Raw genomic sequence first — 20694 nt, 5'->3', positions numbered from 1 at the left:
CATGGCCCGAGCCTTGCCCCGTACCGAACGCATTCCCCGCCTGAGCCGGTTGAGCTGGCTCATGGGGCTGTACGCGGAAAACTACCGCCATCTGGTGCGCCTGTTCGAACCGGCCGGACTGGCGGCGGGCAGCTACATCTCCTCGATCGGCGACGGCCTGGACGTGCGCCTGGACGTGATCGAGTGCCACCGCTACACGGTGGAGCTGCGCCTGACCTACGACCTGGCTGATCCGGTCACCGGCGAGCCCGATCCGTCGGCCTATGTGCGCCTGTACCGTGACGCGCGCCAGGCCGAGACCACCCATTGTTACGTCGGCCGCCGCTGGCAGGACACCATGGGCCTGTACCCGCCGCCGGCGGAGCTGATCAGCCACCGCATGCGGATGAATACTTTCCTCGGCAAGTGGCTGGAATACCTGGCCGAGCGCGGCCACGGCGTGGCCACCCTGCGCCGTGATCCCGATGGCGCAGGCACACCCACCGAACGCCGCCTGTCGCTGGTGCGCTGATCGGCCATAATCCACGGCTGACCTGCCGCTGGATGCTGCCCCATGCCGTATACCCCGATCGTCGCCACCCTGGGCTACGTGCTGTCGCCTGATCGTCGCCAGGTGCTGATGATCCATCGCAATACCCGCCCCGGTGACCATCACCTGGGCAAGTACAACGGGCTGGGCGGCAAGATCGAAGCGGACGAGGACGTGGCCGCCAGCATGCGCCGCGAGATCCAGGAAGAGGCCGGCATCGACTGCACGGAAATGCGCCTGCGCGGCACCATCAGCTGGCCGGGTTTCGGCAAGCACGGCGAGGACTGGCTGGGCTTCGTATTCGTCATCGACAGCTTCGAGGGCACCCCGCACGGCGGCAACCACGAAGGCACGCTGGAATGGGTGGACCTGGACAAGCTGGACACGCTGCCGATGTGGGAGGGCGACCGCAACTTCCTGCCGCTGGTGTTCGACACCGACCCGCGCCCGTTCCACGGGGTGATGCCGTACAAGGACGGGCGCATGGTCAGTTGGTCCTACAGCCGCCTGTGAGCCGGCGGATCGGGCGGGCGCCAACCATTCCGGTGGGTGCCAACCCTGGTTGGAACGCTCTTCTGGTCTATTAATACCCGGGTGATATTGACGGGCGCAAATTACCCGGGCAATATTTGTGCATCGCCCCCGATGCCAATGCCATGTCTGCGTCCCGACTGCCCCCCTTCAGCTGTTTCGACGGCCATCGCCTGGTCGTTTCCGGTACGCCGGAATTGGCCGCGCTGGCCCTCAAACAGCTGCGCGCCGACAACGCTGCAGGTCCGTTGCTGGTGTTCGACAATGCCACCGGCCGCACCCGCGATTTCGATACGCGTGGCAGCGACGCGGAACTGCTGACGCGGGTCGCCGAAGCGTTTCCGGTGCCGCTGCAGACGGATGTTGAAACCCACACCGAAGAAACCGAAGATTCACCACCCCCACGTGGCCGCGGTCGCCCGAAGCTGGGCGTGGTTGCGCGCGAAGTGACGTTGCTGCCGCGCCATTGGGCGTGGCTGGCCGAACAGCCGGGTGGGGCCTCCGTGGTCCTGCGCAGGCTGGTGGAAGCGGCCAGCCGTGCGGGTGCAGACAAGGACCGGCAGCGCCGTGATACCGAGCGTGCCTATCACTTCCTGCAGGCCATTGCCGGTGATCTGCCCGGCTTCGAGGAAGCCATCCGCCTCCTGTTCGCGCATGACCGCGCGGGCCTGGAAGCGGCGTTGCACCGCTGGCCCGGGGACGTGCGCGATCACGCCCTGCGGCTGGCCTTCGATACCCCACCTGTTTAAGTACTGACGTGCGACCCAGGGCGCCGTGGATGAACGACGGCGCCGCTTGATCGCGGGCGACTGCCCGCTTACCTCGTGCTTGCTTTGCTGGCGGAAACGCCGGGCAGGGCAGCGCCTTGCCCAGAGAAACCCCATGAGCCTTTCCGCACACGCGACACCTCCGGTTGCGCCGCCGCTGTCGCGCACCTACCTGGCCCTGCTGCTGCCCATGCTGATGACCAATGCACTGCAGCTGGCCGCCGGCACGCTGGACAACGTCTACCTCGGCCATCTGCTTGGCACGCAGGCGGTGGCTGCCGCCGCGGCGTTCTTCCCGGTGTTCTTCCTGCTGATGGCCCTGGTGATGGGCCTGGCGACGGGCGCAATGGTGCTGATCGGCCAGGCCTGGGGCGCTGGCCAACCGCAGCGGGCACGCTCGGTGGCCGGCAGCGCGGTGGCGATTGCCCTGCTGCTGTCGCTGCTGGTGATGGGCGTGGGCGGCGTGTTCGCGCCGCAGATGCTGGCGGCACTGGGGACGCCGTCGCCGGTCCTCGGCGAGGCCATCGTCTATGCGCGGGTGCTGCTGCTGAGTGCGCCGGTGTTCTTCCTGTTGTGGCTGGCGACGGCCGTGAGCCGCGCGGTGGGTGACGCAAAGACGCCGCTGCACGCGCTGCTGCTGGCGACCGTGCTCGGCCTGCTGTGCACGCCACTGCTGATCCTCGGCTGGGGCGGCCTCCCGCAGCTGGGCGCGGCCAGTGCCGCGGTGTCGGCGGCATCAGCCTCGCTGCTTGCGTTGGTCTGGTTGCTGTGGCGCTGGCATCGCCTGGGTCATCCGCTGGCACCCGGCCATGAGCTGCTGCGGGCCATCCGTTTCGATGGCGCGATCATTCGTTCGATGCTGCGCATCGGCGTGCCGTCCTCGCTGCAGATGCTCAGCCTGGCCATTGCCGAGATCGTGTTGCTCGGCTGGATCAACCGCTATGGCTACACCGCCACGGCGGCCTACGGTGCGGTCAACCAGTTGATGAGCTGGGTGCAGCTGCCGGCCATGTCGCTGGGCATCACCGCCACCATCCTCGCCGCGCATGCGATGGGGGCAGGGCGTGCGGCACGATTGCCCGCCATTGCCCGCACCGGCGTGATGCTGGGCCTGGCGATGCTGACGGTCGTGGTGCTGCTGGTGATGGCGCTGGCGCCGTGGCTGACCGGCCTGATCCTGGCGGCGCCGGAGGTGCGCGAACTGGCGGCACTGCAGCTGCGCACGGTGGCGTGGGGCGTGCTGGCGATGGGCGGCACCACGGTGCTGGTCGGCGTGATGCGCGGCAGCGGAACCGTGCTGCTGCCGGCGCTGCTGGGCATGACAGCGGTGTTGCTGCTGGAGCTGCCACTGGCGATGTGGCTGCAGGCGCGGCACGGGCTGACCGGCCTGTGGTGGGCGTGGCCGCTGGGACTGGTGGCGATGCTGGTGTTGCAGACGATGTGTTTCGCGAGGTGGCGCAGCCGGTTGCCGGCGGCGGCCTGACCGCAGCGCCATTGCCGGGGCAGCCGGCCAGCGGCCGGCTCTACCGCTCGGTCGGATCGCATCCGGCGAAAATCCACGCCGATGCGGGTCGGTTAGCGCCGGGCCACGCCCGGCGGCAATCAGCGCCGATGTGCCAGCAGCAGGTGGAAATGCTTCTCCCGCGTCTGCCCGTCATTGCCGGCGGCGGTTTCGCGATGGCTGCGCCAGGCCGAGATGTTGAATCCCGATACGCGCATCGCCAGCTCAACTGCGTCCAGTTCGTGCAGCTGGAAATCGGCGGCAAACGGCAGGCTGCGCATGAAGGCCGCATCGCCGAACGCCAGGCACAGCCGGCCTCCCCGGCGCAGTACGCGCGCAAGCTCGTCCAGCACCGGGGCCAGGTTGGGCCAGAAGTACAGGGTGTTGACCGCCAGTGCGGCATCCACGGATGCCTCGTCCACCGGCAGCGCATGGGCATCGCCAAGCCGCATCGCGGCCCGGTCGCCCAGGCCGGCACTGGCCAGCCGCCGGTTGCCGGCCTCGACCATGGCGGCGGACAGTTCAACGCCCAGGTACTGGCTGCCCGGCGCCTGCAACAGCTGTGGCGCGAAGGCCGCATTGCCGGGGCCGATCTCGAGGATGCGCTCGCCGACCGCCACCGCCAGCAGCCCGATCGCGGCCAGGTTCAGGGCGCTGTTGCTGCGGTTCATCGAGTCGGCCACCGCCAGCGCGGCGTCGCCATGGGGCTGCCGCAGCTGCGCGGCCAGGGTGGAAGCATCCAGCATCGTCGTCGTCCATCGAAGAGATTCGGACGTGGCGGCGGCGGGTCCGCCGGTGACCATAGCGCTGACCTTGCGGCTTGGGAAGTAGGGAAACCCCGCTGCAGGGTGATGAGGAAATGTCCAGCGTCGCAGTCGGTGAGATCTGGTTGTCCACAGGGGGTGTGGATTACGCGTGGGCAACTTTGTGGATAAGCCGCGACAGGCGCCACCCCCCTAGGCTGTCAAGATGGGTGGCGAAAAATTCACCGCTGGTGAGGATGGGTGAGCGCATGGTGAAGAATCGGCCTGGCAGGCGCTGTCACCCATGGCGGCGCTCGCGGTAACCTGTGGGCCTTGATGCTCCGTGAGACCCCATGAAACGTCACTTCTCGATGCTGCGCGAATTCCAGCTGGCCGACTGGTTCACCCTGGCCAATGCTTTCTGCGGCACCGGTGCGGTGTTCGCCGCGATGCGTTTCCTGCAGGACGGCGAGCGCGGCTACCTGCTGTTCGGCATGGCGCTGATCCCGCTGGCCTTCATTTTCGACGCCCTTGACGGGCGCATCGCGCGCTGGCGCAAATCCAGCTCCACCCTGGGCCGCGAGCTGGACTCGCTGTCGGACGTGATCTCCTTCGGCGTGGCGCCGGCGGCGCTGGCCTATGCGTGCGGCATGCAGGGCGGCTGGGACTGGCTGGTGCTGAGCTACTTCGTCTGCTGCGGCGTCAGCCGCCTGGCGCGCTACAACGTCACCGCCGAGGCGCTGGCCGGCGACGAGGGCAAGGTCAAGTATTTCGAGGGCACTCCGATCCCGACCAGCCTGGTGCTGGTGATCGTGCTGGCGATCGCCGCCGGTACCGATGCCATCGGCCAGGACCTCTGGTTTGGCCAGTGGCAGATCGGCCCTTGGCAGCTGCACCCGATGGTGCTGCTGTTCGCTCTGTCCGGGTCGCTGATGATCAGCAAGACCCTGCGCATTCCCAAGCCATGAGCCAGCCCTGCGGAGGCCTGCGATGACCAGCTCGGCCCACGACGCCGGCAGCAGCGATTTCGAGACCCTTGCCCGGCAGTACTTCGGTGCCTGGGGCGATGCCCTGCGCCATGCGACCACGCCCGGTGCACCGGCCGGCGATGATCCCGGCAGCTGGCAGCGCCTGTTCGACTGGTGGGGCCAGCTGTTGCCCGAACAGGGGCAGGGTGCACCGGAGGACGCCGTGCGCCGTTTCCGCGAGCAGGCGGGTAGCTGGTACGGCACGATGCAGGAAGTGGCGGCGCGCTTTGCTGGCCGCGATGCCAGCAGTGCCGATGTGGCCCAGGCCTGGCGCGAGGCGGTGCAGGGGCAGGGCGACGGCATGCTGCAGTGGATGCTGCAGGGCGCACGGGGCAGCACCCAGGCCGGCGCCGCCGTACCCGAGTTCGCCGCGTGGCTGCAGCAGTTCCAGCTGCAGGCCGGCCCGTGGCTGCAGAGCCCGGCGTTCGGGCCCGGCCGCGAGCACCAGGCACGCTGGCAGGCCCTGCTGCGTGCGCAGGAGGAGTACCAGCAGCATTCGCGTGCTTACGTCGAGCAGATCAAGCAGGCGCTGGACGAAGCCTTCGCGTTGTTCGAGCAGCGCCTGGCGGAGCACGAACAACCGGGCAGCCAGCTGACCAGCGCCCGCGCGATGTTCGACCTGTGGATTGAGGTGGCGGAGGAAGCCTACGCCAAGGTCGCGATGTCCGAGCCGTTCCAGCAGGTGTATGCCTCGCTGGGCAACGCACAGATGCGTCTGCGCGCCGGCCTGCAGCGCGAAGTGGAACAGATGAGTGAACGTATCGGCTTGCCGACCCGCAGCGAAATGGACGCTGCGCATCGCCGCATTGCCGAACTGGAGCGCAGCCTTCGCCGCCTGCAGGCACAGGTGGCGGTGCTGGCGGGGACCGCCGCGGTGGATCCGGTGTCGCAGCCGGCACCTGCGAAGGTGAAGCCGGCCGCACGCAAAGCCGTGAAGAAGGCTGCGCCGGCGAAGAAGCCGGCCGCGAAGAAAGCACCGGCGAAGAAGGCTGCCGCACGCACCACCTCACGGGCGCGTGACCGATGAAAGGACCGCTGGGCTTCAACGCCGATGACCTGATGCAGGAAACCCTCGCCATGCAGCGCAAGCTGATGGAAGGGCTGAAGCTGCTGCCGCAGGTGGAAGACGTGGACTATGGCGTGACCGCCCGCGAAGAAGTCTGGCGCGACGGCAGGGTGGTGCTGTACCGCTTCGTCGGCGAGCAGGCACCCACCCGCCGCACGCCGCTGCTGATTGTCTATGCGCTGGTCAACAGGCCGTACATGGTGGACCTGCAGGCCGACCGATCGCTGGTACAGAAGCTGCTGGCGCTGGGCCAGGACGTCTATGTGCTGGACTGGGGCTACCCGGACCGCTCCGAGCGTTTCCAGACCCTGGAGGACTACCTGCTGCGCTACATCGATGGCGCGGTGGATGCGCTGCGCGCGCGCAGCGGTGGCCCGGTGGACCTGCTCGGCATCTGCCAGGGTGGCGTGTTCGCGCTGTGCTATGCGGCACTGCGCCGGCAGAAGCTGGGCAAGCTGATCACCATGGTCACCCCGGTTGATTTCCAGACCGCCGACAACATGCTCTCGCACTGGGCACGGCAGGTGGATGTGGATCTGCTGGTTGACACGCTGGGCAACATCCCGGCCGACCTGATGAATGCCAGCTACCTGATGCTCAAGCCATTCCGCCTGAACGTGCAGAAGTATGTCGGCCTGCTCGACATCCTCGATGACAAGGCGGCGCTGGAGGATTTCCTGCGCATGGAGAAGTGGATCTTCGACTCGCCGGACCTGGCCGGTGAAGCGTTCCGTGACTTCATCAAGCAGTTCTACCAGGGCAACGGGCTGGTGAAGGGCACGGTGCGGATTGGCGAGGAAGCGGTGGATCTCTTGAAAGTGACCCTGCCGGTGCTGAACATCTACGCCGAGCAGGATCATCTGGTGCCGCCGGATGCTTCGCGTGCGATGCGTGGCCGGCTGGGCACGGCTGACTACACCGAATCCAGTTTCCGCGGTGGCCACATCGGCATCTACGTGTCCGGCCGCGCGCAGCGCGAAGTGCCGGCCATGATCGATGGTTGGCTGAAGGCACGGGACCTGTAGCGTCGAGCCATGCTCGACTGACCTGGGGGGATGATGACGTACCGGATTCTGTTGATTCTTGCGGCACTGCTGGCAGCGCCGCTTGCCCACGCCGCACCCAGTGCGGATGCACAGCGCGAGATCGCCCAGCTGATCTCCAGCCTCGATGGCTCGCAGTGCCGGTTCCAGCGCAATGGCAGCTGGTATGACGGCGGTGACGCGCGCGCGCACCTGCAGCGCAAGTACGATTACCTGCTGAAGAAGAACCAGGTGGACAGTGCCGAGCAGTTCATCGAGCGAGCCGCCAGCCAGAGCAGCATGAGCGGCAAGCCGTATCGCATCCAGTGCCCGGGACAGCCTGAACAGACCGCGGCCGCCTGGTTCGGCGCACGCCTGCAGGCCCTGCGCCAACGCACGCCGTAGACATGGGGCGGTGTAGAGTCGAGTGATGCTCGACTGGCTCTGCCCGCAAGCTGAGGAGACACCGCCATGAACACCACGCCCAAGACGCTGTCGCGTTCATTGAACGACCGCATGATTGCCGGCGTTATGGGGGGCATCGCCCATCGCTTCGGCTGGAACGCCACGCTGCTGCGGGTGATCTACGTGCTGCTGTCGCTGGCCTCTGCAGCTTTTCCCGGCATCCTGGTCTACCTGATCCTGTGGCTGCTGATGCCGAACGAGGCCGATTGAAGACGGCCGCGGGACCCCGGCCGATCTGGCTGTGCGCGTTGCAGATACTGGGCGCAGTGTGGACATCGCCCAATTCCCTGATCGGCCTGATCGGCGGCCTGACCGGGATGCTGGGGGGCGCGACACTGCGCTGGAGCGGACGAGACCGCGCACTGGTGTTCGACCGCTGGCCATGGGGGCCGGGCGGGGCGATCACGCTGGGCAATGTGATCCTGCACACCGGGCACGACCTGGGCATTTGCTGCCGGACCTATGCGCATCAGGCGGGATGGGGCGTCGAGCCGTTGATCCGGCTGGATGACCACGAACGTGCACACGTCTACCAGTACATGGTGCTGGGGCCGCTGTACCTGCCGGTGTACCTGCTGTGTGGCGGGGTGAGTGCGCGCAACCCGTTCGAGCGTGCGGCGGATCATTACGCCCGGTTCGGGGACGGCTGGTGGCCGTAGTTTCCGGCCAACGGCGCAGCCCCTCGTGGCTTGGTCGCGGAATGCGGATCATGTGATCGGGTCGGGCGGGGTGGGTTCGCGGGACACGCCGTAAACCCGTCCCTGGGGGCTCGATGGCGCCATCCATGGCGCCAACGGTCCCGCGAACCCACCCCGCCCGACCCCTGACAGTTCCCGGCCGCGTCCAGCCACGGAAGAGAAAAGAACAGCAGAAGCGGGTCGCGCGCTGCGCTTGCTCGTGTAGAGCCGAGCCTGCGCTCGGCTTCGCGACCGGGCCAGAAAGCAGCCGAGCGTGGGCTATGCCGGTCGTCCTGACCGGCACCCTTCGGGCCGTCGCCATGCGCGACGTTGGCAGCGGCTCCTGCCGCTGCCTTCGGCTCTACAAAAAGCGGCCAGCCAGGCTGCTTCTGCTTTTGATCTTCTTTTTTCTTCTCCGTGGGTGGCGGCAGGCACCAGTAGCGTGTCAGCGGCCGGGACGGTGGGTAGGGCGGGGTGTCCGCGGCATGGATGCCGCGGCCAAGCCCCCAGGGATGGGTTCACGGCGTCCCCGGCCTACCCACCTTCCCGGCCAGCCCACAGGAAACCGGCTTTTCGCGACCAACCAATCCACCCACGAGGGGCTGCGCCGTTGGCTGGAATCCCCGCGATTCGTTAGTCGAAAGTTAAAGATCCGTAAGCATTCTGCTGCGATCCCGCAGTCATCTGCATGCAACCGATCGTCATTAGCCTTCGTGACGTTCCAGTCAGGTTCGACGCGGTAAGCTCTCCCTCGATGAGCTCGCAGCATCGCTCATCGAGTGCAGTACGCAGTAGCAATTTGGAGGAAGACATCACATGGCAATCGTTCTTTATGTCGGTGGTAGCAAGGATGGCGAGAAGGGCGTGGTGCCCTACGGCTTCAGCAAATCCCGCGCCGACACCGCGCTGGGGCCGGAGTTCTACACGGAGCGGTTCATGGAACTGCAGGGTGTCGGCAAGGTCCGCCTGATGGCCCTGGAAGGCATGCGTGACGACATCGTCATGCAGCGCGCCGCCCGCCACTACCGCTGACCTTCGCAACACGCGGCAGGGCGCGCCCACCATCGCGCGCCCGCGCCGGCATCCCAGCCCCGGGCCAGTCCGAGCCCTCTCTCCGCCAGGATGCCGGCGTCCAATCCGGCCTCGCCGCTGAACCTTGCCCCCTGTCAATGCCTTGTCCGGCTGCGTCGTCGATTGCCAGAATGGGGTCTTCCCGTAACGCGGCACAGACCTGAAGCAATGCACGACGCCAAGAACGCCCAGAGCGCGCTCGCCCAGCAGATCGCCCAGACCATCGCCGACGAGATCGGTGCCCAGTCCGCCCAGGTACGTGCCGCCGTCGGCCTGCTCGACGAAGGCGCCAGCGTTCCGTTCATCGCGCGCTACCGCAAGGAAGTGACCGGGGGCCTGGATGACACCCAGCTGCGCAACCTGGAAGTACGCCTGACCTATCTGCGTGAGCTGGAGGAACGCCGCGCGGCGGTGCTGGCAAGCATCGGCGAACAGGGCAAGCTCAGCGACGAACTGCGCAACGACATTCTGGCGGCCGATACCAAGAGCCGCCTGGAAGATCTGTACCTGCCGTACAAGCCCAAGCGCCGCACCCGCGCCCAGATCGCCCGCGAGGCCGGCCTGGAGCCGCTGGCCGATGGCCTGCTGGTCGACCCGACGCAGGATCCGCAGGTCTTCGCCGCCACCTTCGTCGATGCCGACAAGGGCGTGGCCGACACCAAGGCCGCGCTGGAAGGCGCGCGCGCGATCCTGATGGAGCGCTGGGGCGAAGACGCCGCGCTGGTCGGCGAGCTGCGCACCTGGTTGGGCGACACCGGCGTGATCCGCGCCCGCGTGGCCGAGGGCAAGGAAACCGAGGGTGCCAAGTACCGGGATTATTTCGAGCATGCCGAAGCGCTGGCGAAGATTCCCTCGCACCGGCTGCTGGCGCTGTTCCGTGCTCGCCGCGAAGAGATCCTGTTCCTGGAGCTGGACCCGGGCAGCGATGCCGAAGCCGGTCACCAGTACGCCGAAGGACGCGTGGCGCGCAGGGCCGGCATTGCCGACCAGGGGCGTGCCGCCGATCGCTGGCTGCTGGACGCCTGCCGCCTGACCTGGCGCGCCAAGCTGCACACCCATCTGCTGCTGGACCTGTTCAACCAGGCCCGCGAAAAGGCCGAGGCCGAAGCCATTGCGGTGTTCGGCGACAACCTGAAGGATCTGCTGCTGGCCGCACCGGCCGGCCCGAAGACCGTGCTCGGGCTGGACCCGGGCATCCGCACCGGCTGCAAGATCGCCGTGGTCGATGCCACCGGCAAGCTGGTGGCCACCGACACCATCTACCCGCACGAGCCACGCCGCCAGTGGGACCAGTCGCTGCAGACGATCAAGCAGTTGTGCGCGAAGCACAACGTTGAACTGATCGCGATCGGCAACGGCACCGCCAGCCGCGAAACCGACAAGCTGGCCGGTGAAGCGATCAAGGCCGCTGGCAACCCGAAGCTGCAGAAGGTGGTGGTCAGCGAGGCAGGCGCCTCGGTGTATTCGGCGTCTGAATTTGCGGCCAAGGAATTCCCTGGCCTGGACGTGTCGCTGCGTGGCGCGGTGTCGATTGCCCGCCGCCTGCAGGACCCTCTGGCCGAGCTGGTCAAGATCGAGCCCAAGGCGATCGGCGTGGGCCAGTACCAGCATGATGTGGACCAGTACCGCCTGGCGCGGGCGCTGGACGCACGCGTGGAGGACTGCGTGAATGCCGTGGGCGTGTACGTGAACACCGCCTCGGCCGCGCTGCTGTCGCGCGTGTCCGGCCTGTCGGCCACGGTGGCCGAGAACATCGTGCGGCATCGTGACGACAACGGCCCGTTCAAGCGCCGCAAGGACCTGCTGAAGGTCGCGCGCCTGGGCGAGAAGACCTTCGAGCAGTGCGCCGGCTTCCTGCGCATCGCTGACGGTGACCAACCGCTGGATGCCTCGGCGGTGCACCCGGAAGCCTACCCGGTGGTCGAGCGCATCGTCGCCAGCACCGCGCGCCCGATCAAGGCGCTGATCGGCGATGGCAGCTTCCTGCGCGGACTGAAGGCCGAGCAGTTCACCGATGACACCTTCGGCGTGCCGACCGTGCGCGACATCCTGAAGGAACTGGAGAAGCCGGGCCGCGACCCGCGTCCGGAGTTCAAGGCCGCGCGCTTCGCCGAAGGCGTGGAGGACATCAAGGACCTGCGCGAGGGCATGGTGCTGGAAGGCGTGGTCAGCAACGTGGCGGCCTTTGGTGCTTTCGTCGATATCGGCGTGCACCAGGACGGCCTGATCCACATTTCGGCGCTGTCCGACACCTTCGTGAAGGACCCGCGCGACGTGGTCAAGGCCGGCGACATCGTCAAGGTGAAGGTGCTGGAAGTGGATGTACCGCGCAAGCGCATCGCGCTGACCCGGCGCCTGGACGACACCCCGGGGCAGGCCACCAGCCGCCCGGGCCAGCGTGAGGAGCGCGGGCAGGGCCAGGGGCCGCGCCGCGACGCAGGCGGGCAGAACCGCGGGCCGAACCGTGGCCAGGGCAACAGCGGACGGCCCGCCCAGTCGGCGCCGCCGGCCAACAACGCCTTGGCCGAGGCCTTCGCCCGGGCCAAGCGCGGCTGAGGTTCGTGCCCCCCGTCACGGTTGATCCGCGGCGGGGGACTTGTCGGTTTTCCCCGTGATTGCGCACACTTGCGCTGGAGGGGAGGCGTTCGGCCCCCCCGCTGTCGCTGGGGAGGGCCATGACGCCAGCACGACCCGTCGTCTTCGGTGCACGCTGCAGCGCATTGCTGCGGCCAACGCCTGCCTGCGCGGGCCGGAGGGAGCGTTGATGGCGGGCCAGCGTACCAACGGCAACGGGTTGCTGGAGCGTCGCCTGCAGGAGCTGGCCGAAGAGCGTCGGCGGCTGGCGATGATCATCGATGGCACCGCTGCGGGCACCTGGGAATGGAACGTGCAGACCGGCGAGATGCGGGTCAATGCGCGCTGGGCCGAGATTGTCGGTTACCGCCTGGAAGAGCTGGAGCCGATCTGCCAGAAGACCTTCCTGAAGCTGGTCCATCCCGATGACATAGCGCTGTCCGACGCGGCACTGGACGAGCACTTCGAGGGACGCGCCGACAACTACGCGTGCCTGCTGCGGATGCGCCACAAGAACGGCCAGTGGATATGGATCCAGGACCGTGGCCGCGTCTTCGAATGGGACGGGCAGGGCCGGCCGCTGTGGATGGCCGGCGCGCATGCCGACGTGACCGAACTGCAGCAGGCCCGCCATGATGCGGCCGAGACCCGTCAACGCCTGCAGGCTGTGGTCGATGCCTCCGATGAGGTGGCGGTGATCGCCACCGATACCGATGGCACCATCACCCTGTTCAATACCGGCGCGCAACGTCTGCTGGGCTACAGCGCGGCCGAGGTGGTTGGCCAGCGCCGGCTGGATGCCTTCCACGATCCGCAGGAATTGAACGCCTGGCTGCGACCGCTGGCCGATGCCGATGGCCATCTGCCAGGCGTGTTCGAGGCACTCAGTGCGCGTGCCGATGGCCAGACCTATTCGCGGCAATGGACGCTGCTGCGCAAGGACGGCCAGCCACGCCAGGTACGCCTGTCGATCAGCCGCATGGACGGTGCCGACGGTGCACGCATCGGCTATGTCGGCATGGCCATCGACATCACCGAGATCCTGCAGGCGAGGGCCGAGGCACGCTTGTCCGCGGAGAAGTTCGCCGGTGCGTTCACCTCGGCTGCGCTGGGCATGGCGCTGGTGTCGCTGGAAGGGCGATGGCTGGACGTCAACGATGCGCTGTGCCGGATCCTCGGCTATCCGCGGGAAGAGCTGCTGCAGGTGGATTTCCAGCGCCTGACCCATCCCGATGACCTGCAGACCGACCTGGCCCTGGTGCAGGACCTGCTGGCCGGGCGGCGCAGCCACTACCACCTGGAGAAACGCTATCTTGATCGCGATGGCAAGGTGATCTGGGCCCGGTTGTCGGTCTCGCTGGTGCGCAACGAGCATGGCGAGCCGTTGCATTTCGTGTCGCAGATCCAGGACATCACCGCCCAGCGCAGCAGCGAGCAGCGGCTGTTCGAGAGCGAGCAGCGCAGCCGCATCACCCTCGACGCGGTAGCCGACCTGGTGCTGAGCGTCAGCCTCGATGGCCGTATCGACTACGCCAATGCCGCCGCCGTACGCACGTTGGCCGGTGACGGCGCGTTGTCGCTGGCCGGGCACAAGGTGCAGGATGTGCTGGCGCTGACCACCGAGTACGCGCCGGGTTCGGTGCTGGACGTGTCGGTACTGCTGGATCCGGAAAGCAACGCGGTGGACCTGCATGCCGACCTGCTGCTGCGCCAGGGTACCGCCACGGTGCCGGTGGACCTCACCCGCGCCTGGTTGCGCGATGACGAGGGCCACGTTCGCGGCGCGGTCTGGGTGCTGCGCGACGATACCCAGCAGCGTGCCCGCCAGCGCGAGGCACGTCATCTGGCCGAGATCGATCCGCTGACCGAACTGAGCAACCGCCGTGGCTTCGAGGTGCATCTGCAGCAGGCGATCACCCGCGTTGAACGTACCGGCCAGGCCGCGTCGCTGATGTACATCGATCTGGACCGGTTCAAGCCGATCAACGATACCTGGGGCCATCTGGCTGGCGATGCGGTGCTGTGGGCGGTGGCCAGCGTTCTGCGTCACGGGGTGCGCGATTCGGATGTGGTGGCGCGGCTGGGCGGCGATGAGTTCGCGGTGATCCTGTCCGGCTGTACGCCGCGTCGCGCAGCCCGCATTGGCGGTGAGCTGCTGCACACCCTGGCGTCGCTGTCGATTCCGTGGGACCAGAACCGGTTGCGGGTAGGGGCCAGCATCGGCATCGCGCCGCTGGCCGGCGGGATGAGCGTGGACCAGGCGGTGGCCGCGGCCGATGCCCAGTGTTACCGGGCCAAGGCGATGGGCCGCAACAACGTGCAGGTGCAGGGCGAAGCCAGCGAGCTACCAGGCGATGACATCGACGCGGCCGAGGGTTGATCTCATCCAGTGAGAAGGCGGGCGCGAATACTCCGCCCACCTCCTCTCGTACAGGTGATCCCATGCATGTCTGGAACCCGATGACGGTGCGCACCTTCGCCCCGGCCATGGTCGGTTGGTGCCTGACCCTGGCCGCCTGGCTGCGGCTGGAGGAGGTGCGTGATGATCGTCTGGCCCAGGCAATGCTGCCGGTGCTGCAGGGAAGCGTGGTGGCGCTGCTGGCCCTGACCCTGGCGTGCACGATGGCGGCCAGCCTGATGCTGTGGCGGCACAGTCGCCGGGATCACGGTCGCGTTGATGCCGGCGCTACAGAGGCGCAGCATCCATCAGCAGGAACCGGCATGGCGCGCGCTGGAAGGCATTGATCTGCGGCACCAGCCGCTGGAAATGCTCGCTGGCGCAATGGATGTCCAGGGCGGCGCGGTCCGGCCATTGCTCGATGAAGACGAAATGCCCGGGATCCTTCTGGTCCACGAACAGTTCATAGCCAAGGCAGAGCGGCTCGCGCTGCGTGCACGCGACCAGTTCCCGGTACAGCGGAAGCACGGTGTCCACGGCATCGGGATGGATGAAGTCTTCGGCGATGACCTTGAGCATGCGGGCACCTGCGGATGGGGCCCTGCAGGATAGTGCCGGCAGGTGGCCGGCACCCATCCCGTCAACGCAATACTGCGTCCGCACTGACCAGCTGCACATCGTGCATCTGGTTGAGGTAGGCCTCGTAGTAGCCCTTGTGCGAGGCACCAACGATGGTGAGCATGCGGGTGCCCGGGTGTTGGCCGAGCACGTCGCGCATGTTGGCGACCATGCGCAGGTTGCGGGTTTCCCAGTAGCCCACGTAGTTGCGGCCGAAGCCTTCCGGCGAGGGTTCGACGAGCGTCGCGCCGAAATCGCTGTTGAAGGCCAGCATCGCGGCCTCGGGTGCGTTGTAGGCGCGATACATCGCGAGCAACCCATCCGGTTGAGCAAGATTGGCTTCCAGTCGTTCATCGGCCGCCCTGCGCGCTTTGACGAAGGAATTGTCCCAGGCACCGCGTATGGCGGCAGCGTAGGCCTTCTGCTGCGATTCCGGTGTAGGCGAATCCGCAGTGTGGTCGTCGACCGCCCACAGCCGCTCCAGCCCCAGGCGCGCGGCGAGGACGCCGGCCACCAGGCCGGCCTCGTTGCGGCGTGCCATGCGCGTGTCGAGGAACTGCACCAGCTCCGGTGTCAGGCTGTCCGAGGCACGTCGCTCTTCCCTGGGCAGCCGCAGCCATTGGACGACTGCCGAGCTGCTCTCGCCCGCAGCCAGGAACACTGCGGCCAATCGGCGTCGCTGGGCAGCGGTTGGCGCCTTCGGCCAATCCGCAAGCAGGCGTTCCATCTCCACGTTGGCGCCGGGCACGTCCAGGCCGGTGGCGGCCTGCGCCGGTGCCGGATCGACGCAGTAGTCCGCTACGCTCTCGGCGTAGCGGGCCGGATTGCGGCGCATGAAGTCACACTGCAGGCCGGACAGGTTCTCCACTGCGATCGCGGTGGGCCGCCAGGCTTCCAGACGCTGCAGCAGAGGTTCCAGCATCGCCGGCGTGAAGGTCTCCGGCAGGCTGGACAGGTGCGGGCTGCCCAGCACCAGCACTTCGTTCGGGCGCCCTGCGGGCGGTCCCTTCAGCTGGTCCGGGTGGAAGGCGGGTCGATAGGCGGTGTCGTTGGCCAGCGCGCTGCTGCTGCACACGGCCAGGAAGAGAAGGCTGGCAAAGCGAGGGAACATGCGATCTCCATGTCGATGAGCATCCTGCGGGACCTTCATGCTGGTCATATTCTCCTGCCGCGGAATCCCGCATTGGTCATGTAAACCTTTTTGCCTTGAGCTGCATCCTTCTGCTGAGCGATGCTGTACCCAGCGCTCAGGCAATGCAGAACATGACATCCGACGACTGGACCATCGACAGTCCGCGGCTGCACCTCCGGCCATTCACGCCCGGTGACGCCGACGAGGCATTTGCGGGAATCACCCCCGGGCTGACCCGCTACATGTCCTTCGAGCCGCCGCCGTCGAACGAGGCGTTTGCTGCTGTCTGGCGAACGTGGCTGCCCACCATCACCGATGGGACCGACATTACGTTCGTGATCCGCAGGCGCGAGGATGGCGTGTTCCTGGGACTGGCCGGCCTGCATCGCACCGGTGATGCAGAGCCCGAACTGGGTATCTGGATCGCTGAAGCAATGCATGGCCATGGCTATGGGCGGGAAGCGGTGGCGGCGGTGTGGTCTTCGGCGTCGCAGCGGCTGTCATGCGCGGCGTTCCGCTATCCGGTGGCCGAGCAGAACCGGTCCAGCCGTTCGCTTGCTGAGTCCCTCGGTGGACAGCCTGTAGCACGTGAGCAGGGCGTGAAGTACACGACGATCATCTATCGCCTTCCTGCTGCAATGCACGGAGTTGCGACGGACGTCGCGGAATCCCGCTAAAGCGGCCGACGGCATCGCCGATATCCCCTCTGGATCCCGCTCCAGTCGCCCGCTGCAGGACCCCAGGCTGCCCCCGATGGGCGGCCCGCGCTGTGTGTTCCGCCGCTCCCAGATGCCGATCGCACCCGCACCAGACGTTCTTGCCAGCCGCTCGAGAGGTGCCTGCCGGCACCTGTAGTCCTTAGCAACTGAAGTTGCCGCCGGGCATCCCGCCCGTCGGGTCGCAACCCTTTGTCGGACACCGAGGATCAGACAATGCTCATTCCAGGCTTCACGGCGGGCGCGCAGGCGCCGGTCGAGCTGCATACCCGTTGGTCGCCGTGGCGTGCCCTGCTGGGCGTCCTGGCCCCGCAGCACCGCACCGGCACCGAACCGGCAGCGACCGACCGTGCCGAACTCGAGGCGCAGGTCGCGGCGCTGCACCGCGTGCAGGCCGTCATCGAGTTCGCGCTCGACGGCACCATCCTGCAGGCCAACGACAATTTCCTGCAGGCGATGGGCTATCGGCTGGAGGAAATCCAGGGCAAGCACCACGCTCTGTTCGTCGATCCGGAGCATGCGCGCAGCGCCGAGTACCGCGACTTCTGGGCGCGGCTGGGACGTGGCGAGTATGACGCCGGGCAATACCGCCGCTTCGGCAAGGGCCAGCGCGAGATCTGGATCCAGGCCTCCTACAACCCGGTACTGGACCGGCAGGGACGGCCGTACAAGGTGGTCAAGTTCGCCACCGACATCACCGCGCAGAAGCTGCAGGCGGCCGATTCGGCCGGGCAGCTGGCAGCGATCGGCAAGTCGCAGGCGGTGATCGAATTCAGCATGGACGGGCGCATTCTCTCGGCCAACGAGAACTTCCTCGAAGTCACCGGCTACGGCCTCGATGAGGTGCGTGGACAGCACCACTCGCTGTTCGTCGAGCCAGGCCACCGCAGCAGCGACGAATATCGCCGTTTCTGGGAGAAGCTCGGGCGCGGCGAATATGACGCCGGGCAGTATCGACGCCTGGGCAAAGGCGGGCGCGAGGTCTGGATCCAGGCCTCCTACAACCCCATCCTCGACCTCAACGGCAAGCCGTTCAAGGTCGTCAAGTACGCCACCGACATCACCGCACAGGTGCATGAAAACCAGGCCATGCAGCGCGCCGTGGCGCAGACCCGCGAGGTGGTGGCCGCCGCGAAGCAGGGTGATCTGACCCGGCGCGTGGCGATGGCCGACAAGCAGGGTTCCATCGCCGAACTGTGCGAGGGCGTGAATTCGCTGGTCGAGGCGATGGCCGCGATCATCGGCCAGATCAAGTTCGCTGCCGACACCATTGCGGTGGGTGCGACCGAGATCGCGCAAGGCAACAGCGACCTGTCGCAGCGCACCGAGCAGCAGGCGGCCTCGCTGGAGGAAACCGCGGTGTCGATGAAGGGGTTGGCCGAGACCGTGCAGCGCACCGCCACCAACGCGCGCCAGGCGAGCCAGCTGGCCGGCGGAGCCGCCGATGTCGCTGCGCGCGGCGGCAGTGTGGTGCATGAAGTGGTCGAGACGATGGCGGTCATCAACGCGTCCTCGCGGCGCATCGTCGACATCATCGGCGTGATCGACGGCATCGCGTTCCAGACCAATATCCTGGCGTTGAACGCAGCGGTGGAAGCCGCGCGCGCGGGTGAACATGGCCGTGGATTTGCCGTGGTCGCCACCGAGATCCGCGAGCTGTCCCAGCGCTCGGCCAGTGCCGCCAAGGAAATCAAGCATCTGATCGATGAGTCGGTGGCCAACGTGGGGGCCGGCACCGCCCAGGTGGAAAGCGCGGGCCGCACCATGGACGAGATCGTGACCAACGTCCGCCGGGTCAGCGATCTGATGACCGAGATCAGCACGGCCTCGCAGCAGCAGAGCGACGACATCCAGCAGATGAACCACGCGGTTGACCTGATCGACCAGGGCACGCAGCAGAACGCTGCCCTGGTGGAGGAGGCGTCGGCGGCGGCGCGCAGCATGGAAGAGCAGTCGGCACAGCTGCTGCAGACCGTCGCCGGTTTCCGGGTGCAGGACGGCGCAGGGCATCTGCATGGAGGGGCAGCCCTGCGGGTCGTCTAGGCGCGCGGGCCGACAGGTTCGCCAGAGGGCTGCATGGCCGAGGCAAGGTGCACACGGTTGCGCCCGGCATGCTTGGCCCGGTACAGGGCCTGGTCGGCACGGCCGACCAGGTCTCCGGGCGCGTACTCATCGCTGGCGGACTGCCAGGCCACGCCCACGCTGATGGTCACATGGCCCTCGGCAGCGGGCAGTGCGGCGCTTTCGACCGCGGCACGCAGGCGTTCGCCCAGATGCAGCGCGTGCATCGCCTCGGGCGATGGCAGGGCTGCAATGAACTCCTCGCCGCCGTAGCGGGCCAGCAGGTCGTCACCGCGCTGCAGGCAGCCGTCGAGGATGCCGGCGACGGCACGCAGGCGCCGATCGCCTTCCGGGTGCCCGTAGGTGTCGTTCAGCCGCTTGAAGTGGTCGATGTCGATCATCAGTACCGCCAGGCCCTGGCCTTGGCGGCGCGCGCGGCGGTGGGCGCCATCCAGCGACTCATCGAAACTGCGCCGGTTGCCCAGCCCGGTCAGTGGATCGCGCCGCGCCAGCGTTTCCAGTTCATCGCGCTGGCGCTGGATCTCGATCTGGCTCAGCATGCTGCGCAGGGCGTAACCCAGCATCGCACCGATGAAACCTACCATGGCCAGGCTTGGCTGCAGGCGCGCGACCAGCAGCGCCACCATCATCAGCAGCAAGGGCAGCATCAGTGGTACGCCGGCATCGACGATGCGCCGCAGGCTGCGGGATACCTCCACTGCCGGGTGGCGGCGGTGGCTGCCGGCCAGGACGGCCAGCAGCACGAACAGCCCGCTGATCAGCAGGTCGCCCCAGCTGCCGTCAGGTGTCTGCGGCTGGTAGGTGTTGATGTAGAGCGCCAGCAGGAAGTAGCCCAGCGCGTAGATCGCAAGTGTGCGGAAGAAATCGCGGCGGTCGGGATTGTCCTCGGCCAGGAAACGGATCAGCGCGAAGCAGAACACCAGGCTGTTCTGCACGCTGCTCATGGTGTTCAGGCACTGCGTCCACAGCGCGGTGTTGAGAGGCGCCATGGCCCGCGTATGCAGGTAGTACAGCAGCCAAAGCAGGGCAATGATCGCAAGGTCCACCGCACGGATGAAGCGGTTCCCGCCGCCCGGGCTTGCAGCTACGTAGGTCAGGGGGATCCGGTAGAACACGTACAGGATCAGTGTTGAGGCGGTCATCTGCGCAGGGGCGAGGCCGGCCACATTGCGGTACAGCAGGGCAAGCAGGGCAAGTGAGAACAGGCCGACGGCCGCGCCGAGCAGCCGCCACTTGCAGGCCGCCTGGCTGGCACGAGCGCGCCGCACGCAGGCCAGTGCGGCCAGCAGGGGGGCGGTGATCAGCAACAGGTAGGAGCCGACAGGGTCCTGCGGGCCGACCAAGGCAATGACGAGTGCGTGCGTGACCAGAAAAAACAGTGCAGCACGCAGCGTCATGCATTCCCCCGCCCCCGGATCCGGCGGGATCACGATAGGCAGATGTACGTGAGGCTGGCAAGAAAAGTGTGCGCTGCGTCTAGCGACAACGCTGTCAGCGGTCGCAGTTATGCGTCAATGCAGTGACGCCGGAGCGGCCACAGGGGCATGCATCGCCTGGAAAAGCAAAAGGCCAGGTCGTGGACCTGGCCTTTGATGCTGTGGTGCCGGTGAAAGGACTCGAACCTTCATGGGGTCACCCCCGGCTGATTTTGAGTCAGCTGCGTATACCATTCCGCCACACCGGCAGGCAGCGCGTGAGTGTAACCGAGGAGGGCAGGGCTTTCATAGGGGCAAGGCAGATCGGGGCGTTTCCTGTCGGCATCGGCTCTGTGATG

20 protein-coding genes and 1 tRNA gene are annotated in these 20694 nt (G+C 67.2%); 16 read left to right on the top strand and 5 right to left on the bottom strand.

Annotation, left to right across the window (positions count from 1 at the left end):
* Position 1 precedes the first annotated feature (1 nt).
* The 4 genes from AC5P88_RS10085 to AC5P88_RS10070 all read left to right on the top strand — a co-directional run bounded on the left by AC5P88_RS10085 (position 2) and on the right by AC5P88_RS10070 (position 3310).
* Positions 2-511, top strand: a complete 510-nt coding sequence (locus AC5P88_RS10085; RefSeq protein WP_111113715.1) for a DUF1249 domain-containing protein — start codon at positions 2-4, stop codon at positions 509-511.
* A 42-nt stretch (positions 512-553) separates the two neighbouring features.
* Positions 554-1042: an NUDIX hydrolase gene (locus tag AC5P88_RS10080; RefSeq protein ID WP_106551357.1), complete on the top strand. Its 489-nt coding sequence runs from the start codon at positions 554-556 to the stop codon at positions 1040-1042.
* A gap of 143 nt (positions 1043-1185) precedes the next feature.
* A complete protein-coding gene (locus tag AC5P88_RS10075; RefSeq protein ID WP_495224941.1) occupies positions 1186-1809 on the top strand; it encodes a DUF2239 family protein in 624 nt (207 codons plus the stop codon).
* A 133-nt stretch (positions 1810-1942) separates the two neighbouring features.
* The gene (locus tag AC5P88_RS10070; protein WP_495224940.1) at positions 1943-3310 is read left to right on the top strand and encodes an MATE family efflux transporter; all 1368 of its coding nucleotides are present in this window, start codon (positions 1943-1945) and stop codon (positions 3308-3310) included.
* A gap of 119 nt (positions 3311-3429) precedes the next feature.
* Here AC5P88_RS10070 and AC5P88_RS10065 read toward each other — a convergent pair whose 3' ends face one another.
* Positions 3430-4074, bottom strand: a complete 645-nt coding sequence (locus tag AC5P88_RS10065) for a class I SAM-dependent methyltransferase (RefSeq protein WP_495224939.1) — start codon at positions 4072-4074, stop codon at positions 3430-3432.
* Between the two features lie 350 nt (positions 4075-4424).
* Between AC5P88_RS10065 and AC5P88_RS10060 the strand changes: the two genes are divergently transcribed.
* The 10 genes from AC5P88_RS10060 (at position 4425) to AC5P88_RS10015 (ending at position 14719) form a co-directional block, all read left to right on the top strand.
* Positions 4425-5039 carry a CDP-alcohol phosphatidyltransferase family protein gene (locus AC5P88_RS10060; protein WP_049429661.1) on the top strand — a complete coding sequence of 205 codons (615 nt, stop codon included), beginning with the start codon at positions 4425-4427 and terminating at the stop codon, positions 5037-5039.
* Positions 5040-5061: 22 nt separating this feature from the next.
* On the top strand, positions 5062-6126 hold the full coding sequence (gene phaE / locus AC5P88_RS10055; protein ID WP_106551361.1) for a class III poly(R)-hydroxyalkanoic acid synthase subunit PhaE: 1065 nt from the start codon (positions 5062-5064) through the stop codon (positions 6124-6126).
* Positions 6123-7190, top strand: coding sequence for a class III poly(R)-hydroxyalkanoic acid synthase subunit PhaC (gene phaC, locus AC5P88_RS10050; RefSeq protein WP_495224938.1), 1068 nt, complete (start codon positions 6123-6125; stop codon positions 7188-7190). The genes phaE and phaC overlap by 4 nt, the downstream gene beginning before the upstream one ends.
* 33 nt (positions 7191-7223) lie before the next feature.
* On the top strand, positions 7224-7592 hold the full coding sequence (locus tag AC5P88_RS10045) for a YfeK family protein (RefSeq protein WP_495224937.1): 369 nt from the start codon (positions 7224-7226) through the stop codon (positions 7590-7592).
* A gap of 66 nt (positions 7593-7658) precedes the next feature.
* A complete protein-coding gene (locus AC5P88_RS10040) occupies positions 7659-7862 on the top strand; it encodes a PspC domain-containing protein (RefSeq protein ID WP_106551363.1) in 204 nt (67 codons plus the stop codon).
* The gene (locus AC5P88_RS10035) at positions 7859-8311 is read left to right on the top strand and encodes a hypothetical protein (protein WP_495224936.1); all 453 of its coding nucleotides are present in this window, start codon (positions 7859-7861) and stop codon (positions 8309-8311) included. The genes AC5P88_RS10040 and AC5P88_RS10035 overlap by 4 nt, the downstream gene beginning before the upstream one ends.
* A gap of 834 nt (positions 8312-9145) precedes the next feature.
* A complete protein-coding gene (locus AC5P88_RS10030) occupies positions 9146-9361 on the top strand; it encodes a hypothetical protein (RefSeq protein WP_005417149.1) in 216 nt (71 codons plus the stop codon).
* A gap of 207 nt (positions 9362-9568) precedes the next feature.
* Entirely contained in the window at positions 9569-11956 is a 2388-nt protein-coding gene (locus AC5P88_RS10025) for a Tex family protein (RefSeq protein ID WP_495224935.1), read from the top strand.
* Between the two features lie 208 nt (positions 11957-12164).
* Positions 12165-14354, top strand: a complete 2190-nt coding sequence (locus AC5P88_RS10020) for a PAS domain S-box protein (RefSeq protein WP_495224934.1) — start codon at positions 12165-12167, stop codon at positions 14352-14354.
* A 62-nt stretch (positions 14355-14416) separates the two neighbouring features.
* The gene (locus tag AC5P88_RS10015; RefSeq protein ID WP_414497308.1) at positions 14417-14719 is read left to right on the top strand and encodes a hypothetical protein; all 303 of its coding nucleotides are present in this window, start codon (positions 14417-14419) and stop codon (positions 14717-14719) included.
* Here the strand turns inward: AC5P88_RS10015 and AC5P88_RS10010 are convergent.
* Together AC5P88_RS10010 and AC5P88_RS10005 are read right to left on the bottom strand one after the other, a co-directional pair.
* Positions 14661-14951, bottom strand: a complete 291-nt coding sequence (locus AC5P88_RS10010) for a putative quinol monooxygenase (RefSeq protein WP_005410081.1) — start codon at positions 14949-14951, stop codon at positions 14661-14663. The two genes, AC5P88_RS10015 and AC5P88_RS10010, sit on opposite strands and share 59 nt — an antisense overlap.
* A gap of 61 nt (positions 14952-15012) precedes the next feature.
* Positions 15013-16101 (bottom strand): DUF5694 domain-containing protein, encoded by a 1089-nt coding sequence (locus AC5P88_RS10005; RefSeq protein WP_111203923.1) that lies wholly within the window; start codon positions 16099-16101, stop codon positions 15013-15015.
* A gap of 152 nt (positions 16102-16253) precedes the next feature.
* On the opposite strand from AC5P88_RS10005, the gene AC5P88_RS10000 reads away from it, so the two are divergent.
* Together AC5P88_RS10000 and AC5P88_RS09995 are read left to right on the top strand one after the other, a co-directional pair.
* The gene (locus AC5P88_RS10000; RefSeq protein ID WP_495224933.1) at positions 16254-16799 is read left to right on the top strand and encodes a GNAT family N-acetyltransferase; all 546 of its coding nucleotides are present in this window, start codon (positions 16254-16256) and stop codon (positions 16797-16799) included.
* A gap of 255 nt (positions 16800-17054) precedes the next feature.
* A complete protein-coding gene (locus AC5P88_RS09995) occupies positions 17055-18881 on the top strand; it encodes a methyl-accepting chemotaxis protein (RefSeq protein ID WP_495224932.1) in 1827 nt (608 codons plus the stop codon).
* On the opposite strand, the gene AC5P88_RS09990 is transcribed toward AC5P88_RS09995, so the two are convergent.
* Together AC5P88_RS09990 and AC5P88_RS09985 are read right to left on the bottom strand one after the other, a co-directional pair.
* Complete coding sequence (locus AC5P88_RS09990; RefSeq protein WP_495224931.1) at positions 18878-20317, bottom strand: GGDEF domain-containing protein; 1440 nt, start codon at positions 20315-20317, stop codon at positions 18878-18880. The two genes, AC5P88_RS09995 and AC5P88_RS09990, sit on opposite strands and share 4 nt — an antisense overlap.
* A gap of 201 nt (positions 20318-20518) precedes the next feature.
* Positions 20519-20604, bottom strand: a tRNA-Leu gene (locus AC5P88_RS09985).
* Between the last annotated feature and the right edge of the window lie 90 nt (positions 20605-20694).

Source organism: Stenotrophomonas sp. YJH_SMC_8, from assembly GCF_059371315.1.
Note: the sequence above shows the minus strand (reverse complement) of the source record. Positions and strands in the feature narration are given on the sequence as shown.

Coding starts and splice junctions, on each gene's coding strand:
- AC5P88_RS10045 (WP_495224937.1), top strand. CDS start 7,224: ATGACGTACCGGATTCTGTTGATTCTTGCGGCACTGCTGGCAGCGCCG.
- AC5P88_RS10085 (WP_111113715.1), top strand. CDS start 2: ATGGCCCGAGCCTTGCCCCGTACCGAACGCATTCCCCGCCTGAGCCGG.
- AC5P88_RS10060 (WP_049429661.1), top strand. CDS start 4,425: ATGAAACGTCACTTCTCGATGCTGCGCGAATTCCAGCTGGCCGACTGG.
- AC5P88_RS09995 (WP_495224932.1), top strand. CDS start 17,055: ATGCTCATTCCAGGCTTCACGGCGGGCGCGCAGGCGCCGGTCGAGCTG.
- AC5P88_RS10025 (WP_495224935.1), top strand. CDS start 9,569: ATGCACGACGCCAAGAACGCCCAGAGCGCGCTCGCCCAGCAGATCGCC.
- AC5P88_RS10000 (WP_495224933.1), top strand. CDS start 16,254: ATGACATCCGACGACTGGACCATCGACAGTCCGCGGCTGCACCTCCGG.
- AC5P88_RS10075 (WP_495224941.1), top strand. CDS start 1,186: ATGTCTGCGTCCCGACTGCCCCCCTTCAGCTGTTTCGACGGCCATCGC.
- AC5P88_RS09990 (WP_495224931.1), bottom strand. CDS start 20,317: ATGACGCTGCGTGCTGCACTGTTTTTTCTGGTCACGCACGCACTCGTC.
- phaC (WP_495224938.1), top strand. CDS start 6,123: ATGAAAGGACCGCTGGGCTTCAACGCCGATGACCTGATGCAGGAAACC.
- AC5P88_RS10005 (WP_111203923.1), bottom strand. CDS start 16,101: ATGTTCCCTCGCTTTGCCAGCCTTCTCTTCCTGGCCGTGTGCAGCAGC.
- phaE (WP_106551361.1), top strand. CDS start 5,062: ATGACCAGCTCGGCCCACGACGCCGGCAGCAGCGATTTCGAGACCCTT.
- AC5P88_RS10010 (WP_005410081.1), bottom strand. CDS start 14,951: ATGCTCAAGGTCATCGCCGAAGACTTCATCCATCCCGATGCCGTGGAC.
- AC5P88_RS10040 (WP_106551363.1), top strand. CDS start 7,659: ATGAACACCACGCCCAAGACGCTGTCGCGTTCATTGAACGACCGCATG.
- AC5P88_RS10070 (WP_495224940.1), top strand. CDS start 1,943: ATGAGCCTTTCCGCACACGCGACACCTCCGGTTGCGCCGCCGCTGTCG.
- AC5P88_RS10030 (WP_005417149.1), top strand. CDS start 9,146: ATGGCAATCGTTCTTTATGTCGGTGGTAGCAAGGATGGCGAGAAGGGC.
- AC5P88_RS10015 (WP_414497308.1), top strand. CDS start 14,417: ATGCATGTCTGGAACCCGATGACGGTGCGCACCTTCGCCCCGGCCATG.
- AC5P88_RS10065 (WP_495224939.1), bottom strand. CDS start 4,074: ATGCTGGATGCTTCCACCCTGGCCGCGCAGCTGCGGCAGCCCCATGGC.
- AC5P88_RS10020 (WP_495224934.1), top strand. CDS start 12,165: ATGGCGGGCCAGCGTACCAACGGCAACGGGTTGCTGGAGCGTCGCCTG.
- AC5P88_RS10080 (WP_106551357.1), top strand. CDS start 554: ATGCCGTATACCCCGATCGTCGCCACCCTGGGCTACGTGCTGTCGCCT.